Source organism: Williamsia sp. z71, from assembly GCF_059553375.1.
On sequence record NZ_JCANWX010000012.1, the window covers coordinates 73,386 to 95,360 of the forward strand.

The 21,975-nt window shown below is 62.6% G+C and carries 24 protein-coding genes and 1 pseudogene; 17 read left to right on the top strand and 8 right to left on the bottom strand.

All coding sequences use genetic code 11. From position 1 onward, the window contains the following. The first annotated feature begins 16 nt into the window (after positions 1 to 16). The 6 genes and pseudogenes from AC51GR_RS23950 (at position 17) to AC51GR_RS23975 (ending at position 6,566) form a co-directional block, all read left to right on the top strand. The gene (locus AC51GR_RS23950; protein ID WP_496327157.1) at positions 17 to 1,183 is read left to right on the top strand and encodes a sensor histidine kinase; all 1,167 of its coding nucleotides are present in this window, start codon (positions 17 to 19) and stop codon (positions 1,181 to 1,183) included. Between the two features lie 22 nt (positions 1,184 to 1,205). Continuing rightward, the gene (locus AC51GR_RS23955; RefSeq protein ID WP_496327158.1) at positions 1,206 to 1,892 is read left to right on the top strand and encodes a response regulator transcription factor; all 687 of its coding nucleotides are present in this window, start codon (positions 1,206 to 1,208) and stop codon (positions 1,890 to 1,892) included. A gap of 156 nt (positions 1,893 to 2,048) precedes the next feature. Continuing rightward, complete coding sequence (locus tag AC51GR_RS23960) at positions 2,049 to 4,265, top strand: MMPL family transporter (RefSeq protein WP_496327159.1); 2,217 nt, start codon at positions 2,049 to 2,051, stop codon at positions 4,263 to 4,265. Between the two features lie 643 nt (positions 4,266 to 4,908). Further along, positions 4,909 to 5,103: pseudogene (locus AC51GR_RS23965) on the top strand (MerR family transcriptional regulator); the annotation flags it as partial. A gap of 72 nt (positions 5,104 to 5,175) precedes the next feature. Next, a complete protein-coding gene (locus tag AC51GR_RS23970; RefSeq protein ID WP_496327200.1) occupies positions 5,176 to 5,721 on the top strand; it encodes a hypothetical protein in 546 nt (181 codons plus the stop codon). Continuing rightward, on the top strand, positions 5,718 to 6,566 hold the full coding sequence (locus tag AC51GR_RS23975) for a hypothetical protein (protein WP_496327160.1): 849 nt from the start codon (positions 5,718 to 5,720) through the stop codon (positions 6,564 to 6,566). Before AC51GR_RS23970 ends, AC51GR_RS23975 begins: the two co-directional genes overlap by 4 nt. Before the next feature lie 136 nt (positions 6,567 to 6,702). Here AC51GR_RS23975 and AC51GR_RS23980 read toward each other — a convergent pair whose 3' ends face one another. Next, the gene (locus AC51GR_RS23980) at positions 6,703 to 7,818 is read right to left on the bottom strand and encodes an alpha/beta hydrolase (RefSeq protein WP_496327161.1); all 1,116 of its coding nucleotides are present in this window, start codon (positions 7,816 to 7,818) and stop codon (positions 6,703 to 6,705) included. A 457-nt stretch (positions 7,819 to 8,275) separates the two neighbouring features. Here AC51GR_RS23980 and AC51GR_RS23985 point away from each other — a divergent pair, with 457 nt between their 5' ends. After that, a complete protein-coding gene (locus tag AC51GR_RS23985; protein WP_496327162.1) occupies positions 8,276 to 9,040 on the top strand; it encodes a CPBP family glutamic-type intramembrane protease in 765 nt (254 codons plus the stop codon). Between the two features lie 154 nt (positions 9,041 to 9,194). Here AC51GR_RS23985 and AC51GR_RS23990 read toward each other — a convergent pair whose 3' ends face one another. Next, positions 9,195 to 9,701 (bottom strand): nitroreductase/quinone reductase family protein, encoded by a 507-nt coding sequence (locus AC51GR_RS23990; protein ID WP_496327163.1) that lies wholly within the window; start codon positions 9,699 to 9,701, stop codon positions 9,195 to 9,197. Beyond that, the gene (locus AC51GR_RS23995; protein WP_496327164.1) at positions 9,698 to 10,477 is read right to left on the bottom strand and encodes a glucose 1-dehydrogenase; all 780 of its coding nucleotides are present in this window, start codon (positions 10,475 to 10,477) and stop codon (positions 9,698 to 9,700) included. Before AC51GR_RS23995 ends, AC51GR_RS23990 begins: the two co-directional genes overlap by 4 nt. A gap of 141 nt (positions 10,478 to 10,618) precedes the next feature. On the opposite strand from AC51GR_RS23995, the gene AC51GR_RS24000 reads away from it, so the two are divergent. The 3 genes from AC51GR_RS24000 to AC51GR_RS24010 all read left to right on the top strand — a co-directional run bounded on the left by AC51GR_RS24000 (position 10,619) and on the right by AC51GR_RS24010 (position 12,561). After that, a complete protein-coding gene (locus tag AC51GR_RS24000) occupies positions 10,619 to 11,263 on the top strand; it encodes a TetR/AcrR family transcriptional regulator (protein ID WP_496327165.1) in 645 nt (214 codons plus the stop codon). A 192-nt stretch (positions 11,264 to 11,455) separates the two neighbouring features. Further along, entirely contained in the window at positions 11,456 to 11,887 is a 432-nt protein-coding gene (locus AC51GR_RS24005) for a nuclear transport factor 2 family protein (RefSeq protein ID WP_496327166.1), read from the top strand. Positions 11,888 to 11,952: 65 nt separating this feature from the next. Then, positions 11,953 to 12,561, top strand: coding sequence for a TetR/AcrR family transcriptional regulator (locus AC51GR_RS24010; RefSeq protein WP_496327167.1), 609 nt, complete (start codon positions 11,953 to 11,955; stop codon positions 12,559 to 12,561). A 12-nt stretch (positions 12,562 to 12,573) separates the two neighbouring features. Here the strand turns inward: AC51GR_RS24010 and AC51GR_RS24015 are convergent, their stop codons facing one another. The 3 genes from AC51GR_RS24015 to AC51GR_RS24025 all read right to left on the bottom strand — a co-directional run bounded on the left by AC51GR_RS24015 (position 12,574) and on the right by AC51GR_RS24025 (position 14,667). Continuing rightward, positions 12,574 to 13,047 carry an ester cyclase gene (locus AC51GR_RS24015; RefSeq protein WP_496327168.1) on the bottom strand — a complete coding sequence of 158 codons (474 nt, stop codon included), beginning with the start codon at positions 13,045 to 13,047 and terminating at the stop codon, positions 12,574 to 12,576. Positions 13,048 to 13,207: 160 nt separating this feature from the next. Further along, positions 13,208 to 13,651: a MerR family transcriptional regulator gene (locus AC51GR_RS24020; RefSeq protein ID WP_496327169.1), complete on the bottom strand. Its 444-nt coding sequence runs from the start codon at positions 13,649 to 13,651 to the stop codon at positions 13,208 to 13,210. 74 nt (positions 13,652 to 13,725) lie between these two features. Then, a complete protein-coding gene (locus AC51GR_RS24025) occupies positions 13,726 to 14,667 on the bottom strand; it encodes an alpha/beta hydrolase family protein (protein WP_496327196.1) in 942 nt (313 codons plus the stop codon). Between the two features lie 112 nt (positions 14,668 to 14,779). On the opposite strand from AC51GR_RS24025, the gene AC51GR_RS24030 reads away from it, so the two are divergent. Then, positions 14,780 to 15,340 (top strand): TetR/AcrR family transcriptional regulator, encoded by a 561-nt coding sequence (locus AC51GR_RS24030; RefSeq protein ID WP_496327170.1) that lies wholly within the window; start codon positions 14,780 to 14,782, stop codon positions 15,338 to 15,340. 228 nt (positions 15,341 to 15,568) lie between these two features. Here AC51GR_RS24030 and AC51GR_RS24035 read toward each other — a convergent pair whose 3' ends face one another. After that, on the bottom strand, positions 15,569 to 16,456 hold the full coding sequence (locus AC51GR_RS24035; RefSeq protein ID WP_496327171.1) for a manganese catalase family protein: 888 nt from the start codon (positions 16,454 to 16,456) through the stop codon (positions 15,569 to 15,571). Positions 16,457 to 16,646: 190 nt separating this feature from the next. On the opposite strand from AC51GR_RS24035, the gene AC51GR_RS24040 reads away from it, so the two are divergent. Both AC51GR_RS24040 and AC51GR_RS24045 read left to right on the top strand, forming a co-directional pair. Beyond that, positions 16,647 to 17,237, top strand: a complete 591-nt coding sequence (locus AC51GR_RS24040; RefSeq protein WP_496327172.1) for a hemerythrin domain-containing protein — start codon at positions 16,647 to 16,649, stop codon at positions 17,235 to 17,237. A 78-nt stretch (positions 17,238 to 17,315) separates the two neighbouring features. Then, positions 17,316 to 18,287 (top strand): NAD(P)/FAD-dependent oxidoreductase, encoded by a 972-nt coding sequence (locus tag AC51GR_RS24045; RefSeq protein WP_496327173.1) that lies wholly within the window; start codon positions 17,316 to 17,318, stop codon positions 18,285 to 18,287. A 72-nt stretch (positions 18,288 to 18,359) separates the two neighbouring features. On the opposite strand, the gene AC51GR_RS24050 is transcribed toward AC51GR_RS24045, so the two are convergent. Next, positions 18,360 to 19,208, bottom strand: coding sequence for a LysR family transcriptional regulator (locus AC51GR_RS24050; protein ID WP_496327174.1), 849 nt, complete (start codon positions 19,206 to 19,208; stop codon positions 18,360 to 18,362). A gap of 106 nt (positions 19,209 to 19,314) precedes the next feature. On the opposite strand from AC51GR_RS24050, the gene AC51GR_RS24055 reads away from it, so the two are divergent. From AC51GR_RS24055 to AC51GR_RS24070, 4 genes are all read left to right on the top strand, one after another. Then, positions 19,315 to 20,046, top strand: coding sequence for an SDR family oxidoreductase (locus tag AC51GR_RS24055; protein WP_496327175.1), 732 nt, complete (start codon positions 19,315 to 19,317; stop codon positions 20,044 to 20,046). A 73-nt stretch (positions 20,047 to 20,119) separates the two neighbouring features. Then, a complete protein-coding gene (locus tag AC51GR_RS24060; protein ID WP_496327176.1) occupies positions 20,120 to 20,719 on the top strand; it encodes an NADPH-dependent F420 reductase in 600 nt (199 codons plus the stop codon). A 290-nt stretch (positions 20,720 to 21,009) separates the two neighbouring features. Then, complete coding sequence (locus AC51GR_RS24065; protein ID WP_496327177.1) at positions 21,010 to 21,408, top strand: STAS domain-containing protein; 399 nt, start codon at positions 21,010 to 21,012, stop codon at positions 21,406 to 21,408. Between the two features lie 45 nt (positions 21,409 to 21,453). Next, positions 21,454 to 21,915: an ATP-binding protein gene (locus AC51GR_RS24070; protein ID WP_496327178.1), complete on the top strand. Its 462-nt coding sequence runs from the start codon at positions 21,454 to 21,456 to the stop codon at positions 21,913 to 21,915. Positions 21,916 to 21,975: the final 60 nt, after the last annotated feature.

Below are 21,975 nucleotides of genomic sequence, written 5' to 3' on the forward strand. Positions count from 1 at the left end.
GCCTACCGTTCGAGGTATGAAGACGGACCGATCTCCGATGCATTTCGACCCGTGGGCGATCGCCGGCACTGCCCTTTCCGTGGTCGCACTCGTGGTTGGTGCAGTGTCCGTCATCGTTACCGGCACCACCGATTCCGCACATCTATGGTCAATCCTCGCTCTGGGCGCTGTCGGTCTTGCAATGGCTTGGCGAGCACCGAACTTTTCGGTTGCAATTGCCGCACTCCTGGTCAGTCTGGAAGTGGACGACCCGGCACCATGGGGCACATGGGCAGTCGCCGCGGGCCTGCTTTTCCTTTACGCGCTGCGTAAACCCAGATTCAATGCCGTGACTGCTGGCGTTGTGGTCAGCGGTGCAGCGATGATCGCGGCCTACGCACCGTGGATCGACGGCGGCAGCGGCGGAGCTTTCGGGCTCGTGGCCATGGCGGCGGCGATGGTCGGAGTCGGCCAGTGGGTTCAGGCCCAAAGACGTTATCTTGCTGCGGAGGTCGGACGGCGTCAGGAAGAGGCTGAGCGTCGACGTGAAGAAGTGGCTCGTCATGTCGCAGAAGAACGGCTCCGTATCGCCCGCGAATTACATGACAGCGTCGCGCACCACCTGGCGGTGGTGAGCGTGCACGCCAATGTCGCGAGGGCGAACTTGCTCCGATCACCGAGCGCGGCCGAACGTGCCCTCAACGATGTTCAGGCCGCCACCCAATCCGTGTTGGAAGAGCTTGCGACAGTGCTTGGCGTTCTTCGTGCGTCCGAAGCTGAAATCGCGCCGACGACGCCGATCGACGCGGGGATGATCGAGGACCTTCTGGAGAGCTTCCGCGACATCGGCCTGGAGGTCTCGACGGCCGGACTCGAACACCTCCTATCCCTTGCGCCGCAAGCCCACACGGCCGCCCAACGTCTCTTACAAGAAGCGCTGACCAACGCGCTCCGGTACGGCGACGGCACCGTGGATCTGGCCGTTGCAGGCCCAGACAAGGGATATGTGACCCTGTCAGTCCGCAACAAGCGAAAGCCTGGAATGCCACCCTCCCCCGGTAGCGGACTCGGGCTCGTGGGCATGTGCGAGCGCGTCCAACTCCTGGGCGGAAAGTTCCATGCGGGTCCTGACGCCGACCACTTCGTGGTTTCCGCACAATTTCCGACCGCCACGCCCGAACCTGCACTGAAAGAGGCGACTTGACTCCCGCCGGTATTCTGCCCGAATGAGTGTGATTCGGGTTCTAATCGTCGATGACCAGGCGATGATCCGCTCAGGAATGCGCGCATTGCTCGAAACAAGCGACAACGTCGAGGTAATCGGAGAGGCCGCCGACGGTCGGCGAGCGGTGGACATGACGCGAGCGCTGCGGCCCGACGTCGTTCTGATGGATCTACGAATGCCGGTTCTCGACGGCGTCGGCGCAACCGCGGAAATTCGCGGTGACACACGAACGGCAAAGATCCGCATCCTGGTGCTCACCACGTTCGACACCGACGAGAACGTGATCCGCGCACTCAAAGCAGGCGCGAACGGATTTCTCGGAAAATCGGCGGGCTACGAAGAACTCCTCGAGGCGGTTGGCCGGGTTGCGGTCGGGGGCTCATCCCTTTCCTCTGTCGCAGCGGATTCTGTTGTCAGTTACCTCGCCAGTACCGGAAGCCAACTGCCGGCTCACGAACCGGCCTCTCCCGAAGATCGACGAAAAATCGCATCCCTGACCTCGCGTGAACGCGAGGTTGTCGCTCTCGTCGCACGAGGGCTGAGCAACGACGCCATCGCCGAACACTTGTTCATCTCCCCTATGACGGCCAAGACCCACGTCAACCGCGCGATGAGCAAAATGCATGTATCCGATCGCGCGCAGCTTGTGATCGCGGGCCTCCGCGCAGGCCTGCTCGACGAAAACTGACCGCACACAACACCGGCGGATATCTCACGAAATACCGCGGCTGCGGTAGGTGAATACCGCCTGTGAGGGACGACTTGCACCCCACTCACGGCCGAAGGTTGAAGCATCGGGTCGCATGAGCGCCTCCCGACTCGCCCTTCATCCCATGGAGTACTCATGTCTCGATTACTGTCCAAGGTCGGCGCTTTCAGTGCCAACCATCGTCTGACGGTCGCCGGCGCGTGGATCGCGCTCACAGCCATCCTCGTCCTCATAGCGGTCAGCGGTGCAAAGTTCTCCGACAGCCCGTTCAGCATCGACGGCGCCGAATCGACAACCGCCCTCGCGACCATGGACGAAGCGTTTCCCGCCGCCCCCGGACCGGAATCAGGCGAGCTTCTACTCGTCATCGAGGCCCCGGACGGCGGTTCGCTCAATCAGCCGGCCGACCGTGATGCGGTTATGCAAGTGGTCGCCGCTGCGGCCGAACAGCCAGACGTCTTATCCGCCTCAGATCCGTACGACGACAATCGCCCCTACGTCTCGGTGGACGGCTCGGTTGCAGTATCGACGCTCGCTGTCGACGTAGAGGCCGACCAAGGCGTCGTCGAAGACGACATCCGCAACGCCGCCGCAGATCTGACTGCCGCCGGCTACACCCTTGAACTGGGCGGGGCACTCGAGGACGGAGCGCCAGAAATCGCCAGCATCACCGAAGCGTTGGCAATCATTGTCGCCTTCATCGTGCTCTTACTGACCTTCGGTTCGCTCGCCGCCGCCGGCGCCAACATGCTGACCGCCTTGAGCGGCGTGATCTTCGGGGTCCTCGGGATCCTCGCTTGGTCATCGATCGGAGCCGGTATTGAGTCCACCACACTGATCCTTGCCCTGATGCTCGGTTTGGCCGTCGGAATCGACTACGCCCTGCTCATCCTCTCCCGATTCCGCGACGAACTCCGGCGTGGATCCGACATCACTGCAGCGGTCGCGCGCGCCTCGGGCACCGCCGGAACGTCCGTCGTGGTCGCCGGATCAACCGTCGTCATCGCACTGGTGGGGCTCGCGGTCATCCGAATCCCGTTCATCACCGAAATGGGGCTCGGTGCAGCACTTTCGGTCGTCGTGGCAGTCGCAGTTTCGCTCACCGTTGTACCTGCCGTTCTGAAAACACTTGGCTACAAAGCACTCCCCCGCAAGGAGCGGCCAACCAACAACGCCGACTTGGACACAGCACAGTTCGAGCGGGTCGATGAGGACAGCGCGGCAAAGCCCCGCCCCACTGTCCTGCGCCGCTGGGCTCTGTCCGTCGTCGATCGCCCACTGCTGAGCATGCTCGGCGGCGCAGCGATCATCGTCCTACTGGCCGCTCCCGTGATCTCGATGGAGACCGAGCTCGACCCTCCCGGCGGACCTGATCCCGCCAGTTCCCAGCGCGCGGCCTACAACACAATCAGCGACGCCTTCGGTGCCGGTGTACAGAATCCTCTCGTCGTGCTTTTCGAAGGACCAGACGCCGCCGGCACGGCAGCCAGTGCAACAGAGACGATTACAGCCATCGACGGAGTTGCCGGCGTCAGTCCCGTGCAGAATTCGGAGACCAGCGACGTCGCCTTCCTTGCTGTCATCCCTGAGCACGGACCGGCCGATGCCCAAACAGCAGACCTGGTCGGATGGTTGCGAACAGCAATGGATGGAGTCGACAGTGCCAAAGTCTCCGTGACAGGACAAACCGCAGTAGACGTCGATGTCGATGCACAGCTCTCCTCCGGACTCATCACCTATTTGATCTGCGTGGTCGGGCTGTCATTGATCTTGCTCATGGTCGTGTTCCGATCTGTTGCGGTGCCCCTCCTTGCAACTCTCGGATTCTTGATGTCACTCGGAGCCGGCCTCGGGGTCACAGTCGCAGTCTTCCAGTGGGGTTGGGCCGGACCGGCCGTCTCTCTCGACGAGGCCAGACCACTGGCCAGTCTGGTGCCGATCATCGTGGTGGGAGTCCTGTTTGGTCTTGCGATGGACTACCAAGTGTTCCTGGTATCCCGGATCCACGAAGCACACAAGAAGGGCCTGCACACTCGCGCAGCCATTCTCCAAGGTTTCGGACAGGCCTCGCCCATCGTCGTCGCAGCAGCCGCAATCATGGCGGCGGTATTCGCAGGCTTTGCGTTCAGTGGCGGTGACCCGATGGTCGCCTCCATCGGTCTGGCCCTGACCGTCGGCGTTCTGGTTGACGCATTCATCGTCCGGATGATTCTGGTGCCCGCCACACTGCAACTCCTCGGCGAGGCCGGCTGGTGGGTACCCCGTTGGTTAAATCGGGTGCTTCCCGCCATCGACACCGAAGGCACGGCTCTCGAAGAGGCGGACCCTGTCGAAGTGGGGTCGAACACCTGACACAAGGTCAAAGTCAGCAATAAAAACAACGTCGACGCCGGTCTGCCTCCAAACGGAGGCAGACCGGCGCCGCACTCGCTGGACGGGTTCCGGCTCCGCGGCCTGGAAACTCGACCGGCTCGGCCCCACCCTGACCCGTGAGGACCTCCAACCAGCGAGCAGAGCTGTGCCGGCGAACATCCCGAACACGAGTTTCCCCTTCCGAGGTTGAGGCGGCCTGACCGCTTAACGCCACGAGTCAACTAGAGGGGGCGGTTCCCTACGCTCCGTTGCGAGCAAGACGCGTCAGGTCGGCAAGCCGGGCGAAGCAGGCACGTCATGCAGGTTCACGTAGCGTGTGGCTGGTGTCGCGGCTTGGTTGCGTAGAGCGGTGCGTAGGGTCTGCGGGGCCGGCAAGAATCGACGCGTGGGAACAAATCCGTACCGGCACGTGAATCAGTTATGTTCTCCCACACGAGGTCTCGGGAAGACGCCCGCTGCGACTTCCAAACCTCACGCTCACAAACAAGAGACCGGTCGATGTCGTCCGTCGGCTTGAGACCGAGCCTGGCAAGTCAGCATGATCGGCCGACCAGATGGTCCGGTTTCCGGCGTGCTGATCTCCTCTTGACCTTGACGTAAGGTCATAGTCGACACTGGGACCATGCAAATAGGTCAGCTCGCTGCCGCTGGCGACACCACACCGAGAACGGTGCGCCACTATCACCGCCTCGGACTACTAGATGAGCCACAGCGACGCCCAAACGGCTACCGCGAGTACACAATGAGCGACGTCGTCCGACTGATGCGGATTCGCTGGCTCGCTGACAGCGGAGTACCACTCGGCTCGGTGTCCGCGATACTTTCGCAGGATTCGTCCGACGAGGAAACTGGCAATACGATCGCCGACCTCAACTCACTGATCGGAGTCATGCGCGCCGAGCACGCGAAGCTTGCGCGTCGACTCGCAAGGCTCACCGCAATGCTCGCTGATATCGACAACGGTCATCCGATCTCTGCGCTATCTGCCGATGTCACAATTCTATTGGCTACCGCCATTGACACCGCACCGACAGCTGCGGTGCGCACAGCACTCGAGCGCGAACGCGATCTGCTCGAAGTACTCGCCATCTCCGGCAATGTGCCCGATGACTTCTTGTCTTCGTACGCGGCGTCGATTGCCGACGAGGAGAAGCGTTCCCGCTACTTTTCGTTTCTCGCCCGATGGTCGAATCTAACAGGGCAGAAGCCGGATTCGGCGGAATCGGAAATAGAACTACTGGTTCAGGACTTGCTTGCACAGTTCGAAGAGGCAGGCACATTCACCGAGACGGAATCCGATACCGCGCAATGGGGAGGCCCCGGCATGCCGGTTTCCCTTGACGATGTCATACCCGACCCGGCTCAGCGAGAGGTGGTCCTACGCGTGCAACGTGCGCTCACGACCTCGCCGGATTCAGCGGCGATTGCCGAATGAGCATTCTCAGCGCCAAGGCTTTTCATCGGGTTACGCAACTGCTGACAGTGGCTATCCTGGTCGTCGATGCCGGCCTACTCGCGACAGGTGTTCTCACACCCAGACAAGGGTTGTTCTTGTTCATCGCTGTCGAACTTCCCTTGGTCATGCTGGTGACGGTCGGGTTCGTGGCACGTTTCAGACTTCTCCGTCGCCGCGGAATCGATTGGTCCGAGGCCGCGACTGCGACGCTCGATGATTCGCCCTTCTGGCCGATAATTCGGGCAGAAACCCGTGCGTACACGTCGCTATGGTTATGGGCGCGGGGCCGCGATGCCGACATCGAATCTGGCGCTCTCGTATTCCGGTCGAACCGCGGATCAGTGGTTCTGCCTGCCGCGTTCGGTGTCGCCACCCTTGTGGAGATCGGTGTGCTTCATTTCGTCCTACCGTGGTTGTGGCTTCGCGTCACACTTGCGGTGCTGTCCGCGTGGTCGCTGGTGGTGATGCTTGGATACTTGGCTGTTCACCGCGTGCATCCGCACTATCTGACCGATTCGCATTTCGTGCTGCGGCAATCCGGCACGATCGTCGCCTCGATCTCTCGTTCTGACATCACATCGGCTACACTTTCGCGCCGGTTTACCGAGAGCAATCCGATCGTCGTCGCCAGTCGGTTACACCTTCCCAATATGGACGGGACGAATGTCGATATCTCTCTCGTGCAACCAATCTCAATTCAACTGCCCGCCATGCTCCCGCGATTCCGCAAGACCTCGTCCGTCAATTCCGTCAGCATGTATGTCGACGACCCTGCTGCGCTCGTGTCCGAACTGACGAAAGAAGTGCTTCCTGCGTCGCCCTGATGGGCAGTGCTGAATCAGTAGCGCGGTCACCGGGCCAACTGGTGTCGAGCAAAACCAGGTTGCTAGCCATGGCGAAAGGCGTCAGCACTCGCTCTCCGCACGCGTCAGAACGTCATGGCGTGAACGAGCGGCACCATCAGCGGCGTCCGATCAGATCCAACCACGCCGTGAACGACCGTGTGAACTCTCCGGACAGTGGGAGCGGAGCCATCGCATCCAGCTGTCCTGGAGCTAAGGGCCCGATCTCGCCGAGTCCATGGTTCGTGCTGGTCAGTTGGGCGAAGGTGAGCGCCTCGGGCGCGACCGCCGTTCGCAGCCGCTCCACCTGATCGCAACTCACGTTCAGATCTTTCTCGGAGCACGTGACGAGAATTGGCAGTGAATCCGGTAGTGCGGCTGCAAGTTCGGCCGGATCGTAGCGATCGGCCTCGGCAAGGAAGCGCTCGTTGGCCGGTACAAACCCTACAGACTCGAGCAGCGGGTCCTGGTCGGGAGGAATGCTGCCGTTCTCCCGCAATGATCGAACCGTGTCAGCGAGACTGCTGCGCGTGGCTTCCGCGTCGGCGACAGGAAGTTGCCCGCTCTGAACGCTGCGGTCGAGACTCGCAGTGATCTGGTCCGAAAGTAGGTCGAGATACCGCTGCGAGAGCGGTTGCAGCAGTCCGAGACCAGCGTCCGACACCTCCACCCGGTGTTGCAGCGCAAGCGCGGTGAGCGCACCTTCACTATGTCCGAGGACGACGGTTCGGGCTGCCGGCGTCCCGGTCAGTTCACCGAGCAGACCGAACGCGGCATCGGCGTCGTCGACCTGCATTTCGAAGCCGTAGTCGTATGCGTCCGGGGCGCTACCACCGAGCGCCGTGCGGCCGGACCCGAACTTGTCGTACCGCAGACTCGCGATGCCGCGCTTCGCCAGCTCGTCGGCCAGGTATCCAAGGGTGTTCGGAAAGACCATCGCGCCCGCCTGGTTTCCGTTGCGATCGGTGGGTCCACTGCCCGGCAGCAGCAGCACCGCAATGTCTGACCGTTGGGAAACTGTCGGTGTCCGTAGGCTCCCGTAGAACGTCATGTCGCGGGATTCGAACGTCACCTCGGTGTCGGCACCCACACCTGCGGACAGAGATCCGGTGGCCGACGATCCTGTCGGCACTTCCGGAATCGCCTGCGCTACAGGTGAACCCAGTACGGCTAGGCCGGTCGAGAGAACGAACACGGAGATAACTGTCGCGGCGCGGCGCCAAACTGTGATCACCAGGCGAACCCTACCGGTCGCAACTCAAGCGCGACGCGGCGGCGGCCACCCAACAGCTCGCATCACTTGACCTACCAAAAGATCAAGTTCAATGAGCTCCCGTCAGATGCAATGAGCCAGAACAACAAAAGCGTGGTGACCTGAAGATTCCACGGAGGTAGGGGCCCTCACTGAGTATGTGGACCAACACTTTCGAATCCGATCTCATCGCTCGCAGGTGATCGGATGAAAAGCACTCTGTCGCTGCGTGATAGAGCAACGGGCGGGGTTCGAGCCGTTACATAGACCGGCGCCAAAGAAGGCGCTGATGCTCATCGGTCGGATTTGTCATCGCATCCTCTCGCGGATAAACGGAGCGGCAATTCCCTGCGCCGGATACGCCCCGTCATCGAGATCAGCGCAGCACTGCGCGAGTTGCGGCCCTGCGACCGGTGCCCACCGCGCCTATGGTGGGCCGATGAACAGGCGTGCGAGTACCTGGCGGTTTCTGGTCTGGGTTGGCGCGGTCTCGATTCCGATTTTTGTGTTGGGCGCGGTAGGAGATGGGATCGGGGTCGGCGCGATGCGCCTGCCGGCGAGCGCGGTGATCGTGGTCGTTCCCGGCGCGGTCGCTGCCGCACTATGCTGGCGTGCCGGCAGGTGGCCGGCGGTCCGGGCGCTGGCAGCCCGGTTGTTCGATCACCCCCACGCCCGGTGGCGCTGGTACATGGTGGGGGCGGGCGTGTTCGCGGTCGGAGCGGTGCTCGCCCAAACCGTGGCGGCGATGAGGGGCGCCGGGTCGGAATTACCGCTGCCGCTCGCGGCCGCGCCGGTGGTGCTCGTGGTATTCGTTATCGCCGCGGCCGCCGAAGAACTGGGGTGGAGCGCATATGCAACTGCTCCCCTGCTGGCTCGAATCGGTGTCGTGAGAACCGGAGCGGTGTTGGGGGTGTTCTGGGCACTGTGGCACCTGATCCCGCTCGCTCAAGCCGGACATCCCTGGTTGTGGACCGCAGGCTGGTTCGTGAACACTGTCGCCGCCCGGATGCTGATCGTCTCCGTCTACGACCGCACCGCCGGTGCGGTCGGCACCGCGGTCACCGCCCACGCCGCACTCAACCTCGCGCAGGCCTACACCCCGGCGCTGGACGCTCCCGCCACCATGGTGATCATGGCCGCCGTCACCAGCGTTTGCGCCGCCGCCCTGCTCACCAACCACCGCACCGCCCAGCCACTCCAGTGACCCGGTTCGCACCCCCTCTCGCCTACGACCCGACACCCCGACCGGCGCATGCCCGTGCCCTTCTGCGATGTCGATCCGGTCAGCACTGTGCTCTGCCCGGACCGGGCTATGGCGTGCAGCTCCAACTCTTCTGACCGCGATTACGCCCCAGTCCCTAGTAGGTCGTCTGCGGAGGGTCCGCGATCACGGCCGATGGCGGAAAGCTGATGCGCACCAGGCGGCTGTCGGCCCAGTCTTCGAGCCGGGTCGGCCGGATGGTGCCGGGGTCGTGGGGCTGGTTGAGATCCGCGACGATCTCCGCCAGCACGGCCTGACGTTCAGCCGGGGCGGTGACCGGCGTGGCCCGTGCAGGCAGATCTGCACGGATCCCGTTCTTGAGGTGGAAGGTGAAGTCGGGATTGGCCAGAAGGTTCGCATGCCAGTCGGTAGCGGCCCCGCCGGCGCCGCTACACAGGTAGGTGATGCCCGCAGCTCGGTAGAAAAAGATCTCGATGCGGCGTGGCCGGCCGGTGCGGCGCCCCAGCGTCGTGATGTCGATGATCCGTTCACTGGTGCCTGCGGCGGGTGTGATCTCGATGGCTCGCCGGATGCGATCGGGCAGGTGCGACAAAGACGCGTCCCGTACGGAGTCTTTCCATCCGGTCGTCTCTGGGCTGCTCATGCGGTCTCGGCCTGAAGGGCGGGCCCGAGAAGGAGCCCACCGTCGATGACGTACTCCGACCCCGTGATGAACGACGCGTCTGATGACGTGAGGAACAGGAGAAGCCGGGTGACGTCGGCCGGCTCCCCGAGTCGGGGAATGGCGAACGGCTCGGGTGAATAGAAGTCGGCGATTGCCGCGGTGGCGCCGGCTGCTGGTTCTTGGATGAACGGGGTGGCAATCACGCCGGGGTGGATGGTGTTCACGCGAATGTGGTCCCGGCCGAGCTCGAGCGCTGCCGTTTGGGTGAGACCTCGCACAGCCCACTTGCTGGCGACGTACGGCGCGTAGTGCCCCGTGCCGCCCAGGCCCATTGTCGAGGCGATGTTGACGATGGCTCCCCCTGTTGCCCGACGCAGAGCGGGGGCGGCGACCTTGATGCCGAGAAATGTCCCCGTGAGGTTGATGTCGAGGATGCGCGACCACGTGGCCTGGTCCGTCTTCTCGATCGGCGCCGGCGGATTCTGGACACCCGCGTTGTTGACCAGCACGTTCAGCGCACCAAAGGCGCTCTCGGCGGCCAGCACAGCGGCGGACCACGAGCTCTCGTCGGTGACGTCTAGGTGAGTGAAGCGAGCGCGGGTCCCGAGCTCGTCGGCGAGAGCGGCGCCGCGTTCGAGGTTGATGTCGCCGATCACGACGTTCGCTCCCTCCGCGTGAAAGGCACGTACGTGGCTCGATCCCTGGCCACCGGTCCCACCGGTCACGAGCACGGTTTGGTCGTCGAAGCGGTGCATCTGAAGTTCCTTTGGAAGTGGGTGACTGACCGGGCTCATCAGTGATGAACGGCCGCCCAGTGGTGAGCCGATCGACTCACCACTTCAACACTAGGACAGTGACTATGGTGAGTCAAGCCACTCACCTCGTATGCTCGGCCCATGAGCAGGGTCGTGACGACATACCACCAGCGCATCGCCCAAGAGAAGCGCGCGCTGATCTTGACGGCAGCGACCGAACTGTTCCTCGAATCGGGCTACGACCGGACGTCACTGGCGCAGATCGCAGAGCGTTCGGGAGTTTCACGGGCCACGTTGTTCAAGAAGTTTCCGAGCAAGGCCGCCCTGTTCGACGCCATGGTCACCGAGTCCTGGTCAACCGCCGACAAAGAGAACCCTCCGCCGGCAGGCAACATCGTTGACGGCCTGGGCACCATCGGTCGCCGCTACGCCGAGCTACTGAGTCGCCCCCAGATGACCGACCTGTTCCGAATCGTCATTGCCGAGCTGCCGCGATTCCCCGAACTCGCCAATGCGCAGTTCTCGCACGGGAAAATGCCCTACTTCGAGTCCGTACGCAGCTACCTGCTGACCGAGCATGAGGCGGGAACGGTGCGGGTCGAAGACCTGGACCTCGCAGCCACCCAGTTCCTGGGCATGATCTCCAACTACGTCTTCTGGCCGACACTCTTGGTGCCGGGTTGGGAAGTGAGCGCCGAACGCGTCGCCCAGGTGGTCGACGAGGCCGTTCGCACCATCGCCGCCCGGTACGCCGCGACCGAACCGGCGCCGTCGACCAACGACTGAAGCCCGCTGTCCCCGAATAGGTTCCACCGCACACGGACCGGATCCCTAAGCGACCCTCGTGGTTGCGTTGTCCCCAGCAGGTTTCGGAGTCACCCCCCGGCGCATAATCCCCGCGCCGCCATGAGTTGCCCCCAGAGGCCACTCAAAACCACGTTATTGGTCATCCAATCAAAAACGCCCTAGGATGGCGGCATGACCAACACTTCGGCGCTGACGCGCGAACAAATGATTGATATTGCAAAACAGTATTTCCACCTCGTGGACGGCGGTGAAGGTTCGATCCTCGCCCTGTTCACGTCGGATTGCCGAGTCTTCTTTCCGAAGTACGGGACAGCCAAAGGGCAGGAACAGTTCAGCGAGCTCGCGGCAGGACTGCTCAGGACGCAGCACTTCTTCAGGCACAACTTTCCGAGCATGGTCTTCACAATCGAGGGGAACCGCCTGGTAGTCGAGGGACTCGTCACCGGCGAAGCCGCGGATGGCCGGCCCTGGCCCGCACATCCGCGCAACGAGGGGCGCTACTGCAATGTGTTCGAGTTCTCCGGGCCGTTGATCTCACGCCTGCACATCTACGAAGACCCGGACTTTCTGACCGAGGACACGAACCGCCTCCTGTGGGACTGACGAGGAACAGAGGCGCGATTCACACAGTTATTGGTCGTATAACCATGAACTGGTAGCGTCGTGGCATGGCGCGACCGCGAAAGTTTGACGAAGACGCGGTGATCACTGCTGCGCGACAGCAGTTCTGGCACAAGGGCTACGAGGCGACGACCATGACCGAGCTCTGCATTGCCACCGGCGTCGCCTCGCAGAGCCTGTACGGCGCCTTCGGATCCAAACACCATCTGTTCGTGCGCACCCTTGACGACTACTGCACCAAGCAGGTCACCGCCCTTCTGGGCAGCCAAGAGGCCGCAAACGATCCGTGGGCCTGGCTGATGGATGCTGTGTCTTTCGAGGATGGCGGCCGTCTCGGACTCACCGAGGATGGCTGCTACCTGGCCGACTCTGCCGCGGCTCTGGCCCGTCTGGACAGTGAGGTCCACAACGCATCGCAGCGAACATTCACCCAAATTCTCGAGGTGTTTGCCACAGCTCTCAAGAGAGCGAAAGCCCAGGGGCAGCTCAGGACTGGCATCGATGTCGACGGAGCTGCACTGACACTGCTGACCGCTATGCAGGGCATCGAGTTCCTCCGGAAGTCGGGCTTCAACGACGATCAGTTCGAGAAGGCAAAGGCCAACACCACCGCCATGCTCACCCGAGCATTCACGATCAACGAAGAACCCCATTGATCGTCCGGCACATCATTCACCACGACCTGACGGGGTGAGTTCGACGCCGAGCTGGCGCAGGAAATCAAGATTGTCATACTGAACCCACTCCTCGGCGAGCTTGCCGTTATCGTCGAAGCGGAACATGTTGATCAGCGACAACGTGACTCGCTTGCCATGCGGCTCGACCGTGCCAATCGGAGAGAGCCCAAAGGCAGCCACGAAAATGCCGCCCATCTCGGTTCGGCAGCCGACAAGGGACCCGGACGAAACGATTTCTCTTCGCTCACAATAGAAGTCGCTGAACGATGACCGCATCGCCGTGAAAAATGCCTCCAAGCCGGCGAAGTCGAGTTCGGCGCCAGGACCGTGGAATGCGAAGTCTTCGCTGAAATACTCGCGCAACGCGGTCGGGTTTTCCCGCGCGATCGCTTCACGTCCGATACGCACAAGTGCACGCGAACGATCGTCGTATCGGATGTCGTCGGCTTCGATGAAGGCAGACATGAAGTTCCTTTACATTAGATGGTTGATTACCAACTGGCCCACGCGACGTGGGGATCACGCTGCGGATAAGCCAGTGATACGACCGTAAAAGCTGGAGTCGACTCCAGGTCAAGCCCTGCGGGCGGTCGTTATGAAATCTGCGGTCGGCGAATGCGCGCGCTCAGACGTTTCGGTCTGCAAAGTAGGCGTCGTCGGTGTCGTCCCGCACAAAAAGCTCGCCGGCAGATCCTTGAGCCAGAGCTTCGGTGTAGGCGGCAACCTTCGCAGCGATCAGGTCGAGAGATTCCTGTAGGACGGCCATTTGGGCGCGCACCTTTTCCTCGTGACGCTTCAGCAGCGCCAGCCGCTCGGTCTCGTTACCGATCCCCGCACGGACCAACTCGGCGTACCGGGCGATGTCGGACAACGACATTCCCGATGCGCGCAAGCGCTGGACTATCCCAATCCAGGCCACGTCATCCAAGGAGAAACCGCGGCGACCAGAAGCACTTCGTTGCGGCGGAGGAAATACGCCCTCACGTTCGTAGAAACGGAGCGCGTCCACGCTCAGGCCTGTGCGGGCACTGACTTCACCGATGGACAGGAGCTGCTGTGCCTCTGACATCAGATCAGAATACGTTCGACCGCGACAGTTGGATTGTCACGCCGGGCCCGTACCCGAGTAATCATTGCCGTGCACTACTTCGAATCGATCCGGCCTGGTGTGGTCGAATCTGCGTCATACGCAGCTTTGGCTCGTTCCCAGCTCGGATCCTGCGGATAGAGAGCGCTGCGCAAGAAAGCCACCGTCAAACGCTGCAGTGCCGCGACCCGGTCGGCATCCTCATCGGTGGTCTCGGCGGCTTCGTACCCAGGGATGCCGCCGAGGGAATGCTCCGCACCAAATAGAGTCAGCAGCGACTGCGCACCGGGGCTCAACCAGTAAGGATCGGCCGACCAGTCCGCTCCACGCGTGGTCAGAACGCTCACATCGGCATCTCCTGCCACAACCAGACTCGGAGTGGTCATGTTCGTGAAACTGGGGTTCAGCCAGGGCATCTGCGTGGCGAACTCCGGACGAATATCGCTCCCACCTTGACCCGCGGTGGCAAGCAAAACGCCGGCAGAGACACGAGGATCGGACATGTCGACACCCTCGTGTGTGTCCGGGTCCAGAACCCGCAAGCCGAGCAAGATACCTGCGGTTTGACCACCGAATGAGTGCCCGGCCACAGCAATCGTGTTGTGGTCCAAGCGCCCCTGCAGCCCGGGAACCGCGGCCTCAACTGCAGCCAGGTTGTCGAGAACCCGGGTCATGTCGTCAACTCGGTGCCGCCACAGCACTTTTCGCCGCGGGTCGTCCGGATCGAGACCGACCGTACGAGAATCGAGGTGCGTCGGTTGGATGACGACGAATCCATGGGCGGCCCAGAAGTCCGTCAGCGGGCCGTAGGCACGCATAGATGAGCCGAAACCGTGGGAGAACAAGATCACGGGCAAATCGCGACCAGCGATTGGGGCCGACACCCGCAGTTGTACATCCACTCCCCGGCCAGGGGCCGATAACCGCACCGGACTCACCGACACCACCGGTCCAGCCACGTCCCTATCACCCAATATCGCCTCTTCGTTGGCCACCAGTAAGTCCTTCTGATCAGTTGTGGGGATGCTGTGCAAGGATTACTCGCACGATCGTTCTAGTTAATTATTAGAACGATCGTGACAGAAAGTCAACGACGAGAGTGGAGGGTTCATGGTCGGACGACCCATAGATCACCGGCGGCGTACCGAATTGCTCGATGCGGCAGTCGATTACGCCGCCCAACGCGGTTTCGCTGAGCTGTCATGGCGCCCGATCGCTGCGGACCTCGGCGTCTCGACCTCGACGCTTGTCCACCACTTCGGCACCAAAGAGCACCTATTAGCGGCCATTCTGGAGAGATTGCGTGAGCGCGTCGTGGTCGCAACCGGAGAACTGGCCGGTGCCCAGCCCGACCTTCGCACCGCCGCGCGGGCGGTATGGTCATGGAGCTCAGATCCACGACAGTGGGCCACATTCCGGCTGTTCTTCGCGGTTTACGGCAATGCCCTGCAAACCCCAGAGCCCTACGCCGACTTCATGAGCTCGGTGGGCGACGACTGGATGCAAGCCCTGCGCAGCGCTCAGGCCGGCCACACCGATCCGGCAACCGCCAATCGCAACGCCACACTCGTGATCGCCACAATCCGGGGTCTCCTCCTCGACCTCCTTGCCGGCGGTGATCGAGTCCGAGTAGAGGACGCCGCGGAGCACTTCATCGAGACCCTCAACTGACAACCGGTCAGCTCACATGCAGATCGGCGGCTCAGGGTTGCTGATGGCCGGCGCAAACCGCCGCATCTGCGAAGAGTTCGTCCGCGACTGCGCGAGCGGGCGGTGCCGCCAAGATATACGGCACCCCGCATCATCAACGGTCACCGCCACCATCGGGCCGCATGAGGCGCCCTCAGAACATCACGGGGTTCCCAACCGCTGCCTTCCGGCGGGCGGGATTGACTTTGCTCAGCCAGGGATGTGCTGAGTACGCATAAACGGCTTTTCGCCCTTCACCTTTGGACTGCCTTCGGGGTTGTCTTGTGCCCCCCGATTTTTCCGTTCGTCACTGTCGAGCCAGCCGACCGGGTCTTCTACATAACGCCATTCGGTACCTTCGGACCAAGGCCCCTGCCCCTCATTCCAGGGTCCTCGCGTCGAGCCGCCGCCGCCGGACATGTTGAAGGTGAGATTCTGGAACCGATCGTCACCGGGCTGCTGGCCGGGCGGAAAGTTCATCGGCAATTCGTTCAAAGCAGCCGTGAACTGTTGGAAGTGTGCAACTTCACGCGACATCAGAAAAGTCAATGTGTCCTGAATACCCGGGTCCGTGGTGAATTGTTTCAGGTATTCGTAGACCACTTTGGCGCGGGACTCGGCAGCGAGGTTGCTGCGCAGGTCGACCGTGGGATCCCCGTTGGAGTTGACGTAGGCCGCGGTCCACGGCACCCCGGCCGCGTTGGTCAGGTCGACACCACCACCGCGCAGTGTCAGGTATTCGGGGGTTACCGCAACCTGGTTGATGATCGAGTCCTTACCGTCATTACTAGAGACCGCCGGCATCCAATCACAGTGCTCGTTCGCCTGCTTGAGATCATCGTTGAGCCCGTCGAGCAGCATGGTGATCGTCGCTCCGACCATCTCGAGATGCGACAGTTCCTCGGTGGCGATGTCCATGAAAAGGTCGTACATTTTCGGGCTCTTGCGTCGCAAGATGAAGGCCTGCGAAAAGTACTGCATCGCCGCTTTCAGCTCACCGTTGGCCCCGCCGAACTGTTCCTGTAGGAGCGTGGCGAACTTTGGATCGGGCCGCTCGACTCGTACATCGAACTGAAGCTCTTTGTGGTGCATGAACATGATTACCTCCAGAAGGGTGGATTAGTTCATCGGTCGACTACCCCCAGCGGCCCTCCTTCACACTGTCCGTTTCGGTTCAGGCACTGTCCGTTTCGGCTCATCCTCTGCGTGTTTCGTCAGCGGTCAAACGAGGTAAGCCACATTAATCCGGGCGTTGCTGCCCACACAGACGACGGCGAAGGAGATATCCATGGACCCGTTGGATATGTTGCGCGCGGACCACGAGAGCGTGCTCGGAATGCTGGAGCTTCTGGACGGACCCCCCGGAGACAGTGCCGACAGCCGCGCCAAGCGCAAGGAGCTGGCCACGACGCTGGTGATGGCGGAGTCACAACACGAAGCCATCGAGGAGCAGCTCTTCTGGCCCGCCTTCCGGCGCCTGGTCGACAACGGCCACGCAGTGGCAGACCAGGCGATTGAGCAGGAAGAAAAGGGTAAGCGATTGCTGCAGACCATCGAGGACAACGACGCGGGAACACCCGAGTTCGAAGATGCTCTCACGGCGTTCATAAGTCTCGCCCGCCTGCACATCGAGTTCGAGGAGACAACAGCCTGGCCGGCGCTACGAGAGAAACGCCACACCGCCGCCTCCGACCTCGAAGCTCTCGGAGATTCGTTGCGCGTGGCCAAGTCGACCGCACCCACCCGACCCCATCCCCACACCCCGTCGAATGCTGCTGCGCAGGGCACTGTCGGTATGGCGGCCGCTGCAGTGGACAAGGTGCGCGACAAGGTCACCGGACGCGACAAGCAAAAACCGGCGCAGGCGCCCCCGACGTGAGTGGTCGCACATAAACGACCAACGACGGGCACCAACGGGGTGTTCGTTGCTTCGCGCCCGAACCAGAACGGATTGTCAATGAGTGCTGCCCTTCCCACTGCCGTCGACGTCATTGTGATCGGCGGTGGTCCCGCAGGGCTCTCCGCGGCCACCTGGCTCGGCCGATATCAGCGATCCACTCTCCTCATCGATGCCGGACAGCAGCGCAACCTGGCCGCCGACGAAATCCACGGCATGCTCGTCCCGGGTCCGAGTACCCCGCAGGACTTCTACGACGCTGCCCGGGCCAGTTTGAAGCGGTACTCGCACGTGCGGCTGCACAACGGGACCGTCACCGCTGTGCGACTGGAGGGCCCGGAGAGGTTTGTCGCCACCATCGACGGCGCCCAGGTGCGCGCCAAACGGATCGTGTTGGCCACCGGTGTCCGTGACCGACTACCCCAGGTTGCGGGCATCACGAACCACTACGGCACCGACGTCCATCATTGCGCGTCCTGCGATGGCTACACCGCACGCGGCAAGACGGTGATCGTGCTCAGCAGCGGTGAGCATGCCCCCGCGTACGCGTCCGAACTGCTGGACTGGGCGGCGAAGGTGCGGATCGTCACCGAGACCAACGGCGATTCCCTCTTCGGCGAGGAACAACGCACTGTATGCGCCGAGCACGGCATCGAGGTCGTCGACGGAGTGGCCCAAGCCTTGATCGGTGATCCCGGCGCGTTGACCGGTGTCCGGTTGGCCGACGGACGATTGGTGGCGGGCGAGAAAGTGTTCTTCTCCTACGCACACCATCCGACCAACGAACTTGCCCAGCAACTTGGATGCGAACTCGATCACGAGGGCGGGATCGTCGTCGACGCGCTGCAGCTCAGTAGCGTCGACGGTGTCTACGCCGCCGGGGACATCACCTCTGGGCTGCAATTTGTATCTGTCGCCGTCGGCAGCGGTACCACCGCCGGCGTGGCGTGCGCGACATCTTTCCGTGGCCACTCCACGACCTCCGCGGCACCCGCCCCGGCCCCGCCCGCCCGGCATTTCGCCGCTAGATAGAGTCGCGCAATGGCGGACGAAACCACTTGCAGCACTGCGAATAGCCGCGACGTCGACCGCCACAATCGGAAGTCAGGTGCGGAGCGCAGTTCGAACGAGTTCGGCGACAGCCCGAGACCGACTGTGTGGTGGCCAGGCAATGACCGTGGTGACCGGTGGTGCGTCGACTATCGGCACAGCGACAAGATCGTCATGCAGGTGTGAACGGCAGGAGTCAGGCGCGAACATCAAGGTTCGGCCAAGTGAGATGAGCTGTAGAAGCTGCGTGTGACTGTGCACCTCGGGCCCATCGCCTTCTGCGAAGGTACCGTCGGGCCCGGGCCAGCGGGGCAGCGGTAGCTCGGGCACCTCAGTGAGATCCTTCAGGCGCAGATCACCGCGGGTGGCGAGCGGGTGACCGGCAGGTAGAACCGCGATCTGACCTTCGGTGTGAAGGTTCTCAGTGTCGAAACCTGTTGTGTCGTCATATGGTCGGTGAAGCAACGCAACATCGGCGCGACCGCTTCGCAATAGCTGCTCTTGTTCACCGGGCCTACACAACACCACGTCGACGCGGACGGACCCGGGTACTGCGTCATAGGCGTGCAGAAGCTTCGCCAGTAATTCATCGGACGCTCCGGCTTTGGCAACCAAGATGATGGCCGCTTCACCGACCGCTGCCTCCGCGGCACGCTGAGTGCGGTGTTCGGCAGCCCTCATTGCGTCCAGAGCCACCCGTCCTTCATGAAGCAGGACAGTACCGGCCGGGGTAAGAGTCACCCCTCGGCTGTTGCGCTGCAACAACTCACCACCGAGCCGGCGTTCGAGCTGGCTGATCGCCCGAGATAGTGGTGGCTGCGCGATGCCCAGACGCTGAGCCGCTCGACCGAAGTGCAATTCTTCAGCAACGGCGACAAAGTACCGTAGCTCTCGGGTTTCCACCGTGACAGCATAACCAGCCGGCGATGAGCGTCGATACCTTGCGGGTATCGCTCATGACCCGATTGGTCTTGGACGGACGCGTGGGCCGAACCGCATGATCGATGGCGTGAATGAAGCAAAAACTGTCCTCGTGACGGGTGCGAACAAGGGTATTGGCTACGAGATCGCCGCGGGGATGGGCAGTTTGGGTTGGAGCGTTGGTGTGGGCGCCCGAGATCAAGCGCGGCGGGACGCGGCAGTGGCCAGATTGCGAGCAGCAGGCGTCGATGCTTTCGAAGTGCCACTGGACGTCACAGACGACCGCAGCGTCACCGAGGCCGCTGACGGGATCAGTGAGCGGACCGGGCGTCTGGACGCGCTGGTCAACAACGCAGGTATCACCGGTGGCGGACTGCAGCAACCGACAACCGTCGACCCAGACATCATTCGCTCGGTCGTGGAGACCAACGTCATCGGCGTCATCCGGGTCACCAATGCCATGTTGCCGTTGCTACGGCGCTCACCCGCTCCGCGGATTGTGAACATGTCGAGCAGTGTGGGGTCGTTGACGCGACAATCCGAAGCCTGCAGTGAGACCACCACCGGTCCGGTCGCTGTCGCGTACGCACCCTCGAAAACATTCTTGAATGCAGTCACCCTCCAGTACGCGCGGGAACTGGCCGCAACCAACATTCTGATCAATTCCGTCTGCCCGGGATTTGTCGCGACCGATCTCAACGGCTTCCGCGGCGTACGCAGCCCGAAAGAAGGTGCTGCGGTTGCGATTCGCCTGGCCACGCTCCCCGAGGACGGTCCCACGGGCGGCTTTTTCGAGGACACCGGCGTGGTGCCGTGGTGACGTCCATGCTCACGCTCCCATTCGCCCGCGCCGCCAACAACTTCTCCATTCGTCCACTGCTGAGGAAGATTTCATGAATATCGCGATATTGGGTACCGGAAAAGTCGGAACCGCTCTCGGGACCCGTCTCGCTTCGGCAGGCCACCACGTGGTTTACGGGTCCCGGACACCGTCTGAGGAAGCCGGGATCCTCGCCCAGTGCGAGGCCGTCGCCTCGGCGGAGATGGTGATCACGGCCATCCCCGGAACAGCCGTACTCGATACATTGCAGGAGATCGGAGAGGAGGTCCTCGGCGACAAGATCGTGTTGGACCCGTCGGCCGCGTTCACGCCGGAAATGACGATGGCGTACCCCGGCGACAGCGTCGCCCAGAAGCTGCAGGCGCGGTTCCCGAGCGCGAGGGTCGTGAAGACCCTCAACACGATGAACTTCTCCATCATGGTTGACCCGAAAGGGTCCCTGTCACAGGCGACCGTGTTTCTCAGTGGCGACCACGACAACGCCAAAGACGTTGTCACCGAGGTACTCAAGGACCTGGGGTGGTCGACCGACAGCATCCTCGATCTGGGCGGTATCGATACTGCTTTGGCAACCGAACACGTGGCCCCACTGTTCTTCGCGCTCGTCAGGGCCCTGCAGACCACCAAGTTCAATATCACGATCTCTCGATGAGAGCCCCCCACGTGGTGGGCTCGTCGAGGATCTGGCACCTGGCGTTCCTGGCGTCAGCGAACCGGAGCATGCAACCTCCGGTGAAGGTTCTTGGGCCATTCCGTGAGACAACGTCCCCAGGGCCTGACCCGCCCCACCCGGTTGCCCGATCATAGCGTCGACAGGCGAGCGAACCTGCAGGCTGTGGACGTGAGAGAATGAACGGTGTCGGTAAAGACATTGCCGTCGCGCCCGTGTGCCTTAGTGCCCACGGGCGGCGATGAACTGTTAGAACCGAAGGGATCCCGTCCGTGAATCGAGATAGCACCGACGCAGTAATCGTCGATGGAGACGACTCAACCGCCGGCACCGCCACATTGACCGTGGTCACCGTTGCGCACAACGAGCTGGTCATCTTGACCGTGCAGGGCAGCATCGACGTCCTGACCGCACCACAGCTCACCGAGGCGGTCGCCGACGCACTGACCAGCGAGCCACGTGGACTGATCATCGATCTGACCACCACCGAGTTCCTCGCCTCGGCAGGCATGAGTGCCCTGGCCTCCGCCCATGAAGCCATCGCCCCGACCGGGCTGTTCGGCGTCGTGGCCGACGGCCCGTCCACCTCACGGCCACTTCAAATGGTCGGACTGGACCAAACATTGACCCTCTACCCCACCCTGGACCAAGCAATTGCCGCGATGGCCTGATCGGCAGCCTGCGTAAATCTGCCATCGGCTGGGTAGTCAGCACCTGTGACCCCACTACCCCAACTACGGCGCACCTCCGGGCACTGCGGGTTCTCGCTACACAACCTTCCCGCCGACGCCTCAGATGTAGCCACCTTCCGCCGCCACTTCACCCGATGGATCGCCGACCAGACCAACGCCACCGACGAACGTCGCGCCGACATCGTCCTGGCCGTCTATGAAGCTGTCGCCAACGCCGCCGAACACGCCTACGCCACCCACTCTCCCGACGCGACCTTGAACATCGCCGCGCGCTACCGGCACACCGCCCGCACCCTCGATGTGACCGTCACTGACCACGGCACCTGGAAAAAACAGCAGCCCGGCCACGCACGCGGACGCGGTCTACTGCTCATCCGCGCCCTGACCGACACCACCGACATCGCCACCGGACCTGCCGGCACCACCGTGAACCTGCAGTGGCGGTTGTTCTCCTCGAGCGCCAGCGGCAGGCCGACGACACTCTAGTGCCGGCGCCCCCCTGCGGCGGTGCGGTAAAGGACCTCACGGCACCGGGTAAGACCCAGA

Bases quoted from the DNA above. Each gene is read 5' to 3' on its own strand.
- AC51GR_RS23950 (WP_496327157.1), top strand. From the start codon at position 17: ATGAAGACGGACCGATCTCCGATGCATTTCGACCCGTGGGCGATCGCC.
- AC51GR_RS23990 (WP_496327163.1), bottom strand. From the start codon at position 9,701: ATGAGCAGCCCAGAGACGACCGGATGGAAAGACTCCGTACGGGACGCG.
- AC51GR_RS23995 (WP_496327164.1), bottom strand. From the start codon at position 10,477: ATGCACCGCTTCGACGACCAAACCGTGCTCGTGACCGGTGGGACCGGT.
- AC51GR_RS24000 (WP_496327165.1), top strand. From the start codon at position 10,619: ATGAGCAGGGTCGTGACGACATACCACCAGCGCATCGCCCAAGAGAAG.
- AC51GR_RS23985 (WP_496327162.1), top strand. From the start codon at position 8,276: ATGAACAGGCGTGCGAGTACCTGGCGGTTTCTGGTCTGGGTTGGCGCG.
- AC51GR_RS24060 (WP_496327176.1), top strand. From the start codon at position 20,120: ATGAATATCGCGATATTGGGTACCGGAAAAGTCGGAACCGCTCTCGGG.
- AC51GR_RS24015 (WP_496327168.1), bottom strand. From the start codon at position 13,047: ATGTCTGCCTTCATCGAAGCCGACGACATCCGATACGACGATCGTTCG.
- AC51GR_RS23960 (WP_496327159.1), top strand. From the start codon at position 2,049: ATGTCTCGATTACTGTCCAAGGTCGGCGCTTTCAGTGCCAACCATCGT.
- AC51GR_RS23975 (WP_496327160.1), top strand. From the start codon at position 5,718: ATGAGCATTCTCAGCGCCAAGGCTTTTCATCGGGTTACGCAACTGCTG.
- AC51GR_RS24020 (WP_496327169.1), bottom strand. From the start codon at position 13,651: ATGTCAGAGGCACAGCAGCTCCTGTCCATCGGTGAAGTCAGTGCCCGC.
- AC51GR_RS24040 (WP_496327172.1), top strand. From the start codon at position 16,647: ATGGACCCGTTGGATATGTTGCGCGCGGACCACGAGAGCGTGCTCGGA.
- AC51GR_RS23970 (WP_496327200.1), top strand. From the start codon at position 5,176: ATGCGCGCCGAGCACGCGAAGCTTGCGCGTCGACTCGCAAGGCTCACC.
- AC51GR_RS23955 (WP_496327158.1), top strand. From the start codon at position 1,206: ATGAGTGTGATTCGGGTTCTAATCGTCGATGACCAGGCGATGATCCGC.
- AC51GR_RS24035 (WP_496327171.1), bottom strand. From the start codon at position 16,456: ATGTTCATGCACCACAAAGAGCTTCAGTTCGATGTACGAGTCGAGCGG.
- AC51GR_RS24045 (WP_496327173.1), top strand. From the start codon at position 17,316: ATGAGTGCTGCCCTTCCCACTGCCGTCGACGTCATTGTGATCGGCGGT.
- AC51GR_RS24010 (WP_496327167.1), top strand. From the start codon at position 11,953: ATGGCGCGACCGCGAAAGTTTGACGAAGACGCGGTGATCACTGCTGCG.
- AC51GR_RS24005 (WP_496327166.1), top strand. From the start codon at position 11,456: ATGACCAACACTTCGGCGCTGACGCGCGAACAAATGATTGATATTGCA.
- AC51GR_RS24030 (WP_496327170.1), top strand. From the start codon at position 14,780: ATGGTCGGACGACCCATAGATCACCGGCGGCGTACCGAATTGCTCGAT.